The sequence below is a fragment of the Natrialba sp. PRR66 genome (assembly GCF_034808065.1).
Lineage (GTDB): Archaea > Halobacteriota > Halobacteria > Halobacteriales > Natrialbaceae > Natrialba > Natrialba aegyptia.
This window is the reverse complement of sequence record NZ_JAXHGN010000133.1, coordinates 1-267: the sequence shown is the minus strand read 5'-3', so window position 1 is coordinate 267 and position 267 is coordinate 1. Positions and strand designations below refer to the sequence as shown.

Genomic DNA, 267 nt, shown 5'->3' with positions numbered 1-267 from the left:
CGCAGTTCCTCTCGCACGCCACCGGCGGACCAGTGACGTGGGACGGCGACGACATGGCGACCGCGCACGAGCACCTCGGCGTGACGCCGGCGGACTTCGGACGGATCGCGGACCACCTCGACGATGCGCTCCAGGCGTTCGACGTCGCGGACGCGGACCGCGAGGCGGTGCTGGAGGCCGTCGGGTCCTACGAGGAAGCCATCGTCACCGCGGACGACTGACGGCGTTCTCCGCAGGTCGCGTCAGTTCTCGTCGAGTTCCTCGGCC

At 70.8% G+C, this 267-nt stretch carries 1 pseudogene; it reads left to right on the top strand.

Annotated features, from left to right (window positions below):
- Positions 1–221 (top strand): annotated as a pseudogene (locus SM755_RS23760) (group 1 truncated hemoglobin); the annotation flags it as partial.
- Between the last annotated feature and the right edge of the window lie 46 nt (positions 222–267).